General features: G+C 32.2%; 1 pseudogene. It reads left to right on the forward strand.

From position 1 onward, the window contains the following. Positions 1-2: 2 nt before the first annotated feature. Positions 3-584 (forward strand): annotated as a pseudogene (locus tag EDM02_RS01920) (transposase); the annotation flags it as partial. Positions 585-794 lie beyond the last annotated feature (210 nt).

The following is a 794-nucleotide window of genomic DNA, read 5'->3' on the forward strand; positions in this document are numbered from 1 at the left end:
GTATCTATGATCGTGGTTATACTTCAGTAAAGTTTATCAAACAACATTATGCATGTCAAACAGATTTTATTTTTCGTGTACAAGGAAAAAATTATACTAAGCTATGGGAACGGGTTGTATCGGGCGAATCAGATTTTGATCTAGTTCTAGAAAATAAGGATAAAACTATCAGCCAGAAAGTAAGAGTCGTAGCGTTTATGTTATCCAATGGCAAAAGAGAAGTTTTGGTTACTTCACTTTTTGACAGAGCACAATTTACGCTGGAAAGCATTAGTAAAGTTTATGCTTTGAGGTGGCATATAGAAGAGTGTTATAAACGATTAAAGATAAGTGCAGCACTAGAGAATTTTTCTGGTATATATTTAGAAGCTGTATTACAGGAATTTTGGGCTCATTTAGTAATGTGTAATTTATTGGCACTGCATATGTGTGATGCTCAAGGTCCTTGGAAACCAGAGCAAATAAATGAGTATCGTTTGAATTTTTCAGTTTTGTTTGGTGTGATGCGTCAAAAAATGCATCAAGTGCTGATTGGGAAGTGCTCAACTAAAAGCTTTCAGAAACTCTTTGAGGCCGTTGCAATAGACAATTAAATTTAATCATAAATAATCCACTTTCCCCTCATTGAAAAAATAGTTAACTTAACATGAGTTTTCGGTGTTTATTTTTTTAGAATTATTATTAATTGTATAGTTATGGCAATCCAATCAAGTGGTCAATTAAGTTTAGCAGATATTTCAGCAAGTAAACGTAAATGTAAACATATCTTTTTTGATCAAATCACCAATATAATT

The sequence above is a fragment of the Candidatus Cardinium hertigii genome (genome assembly GCF_003788695.1).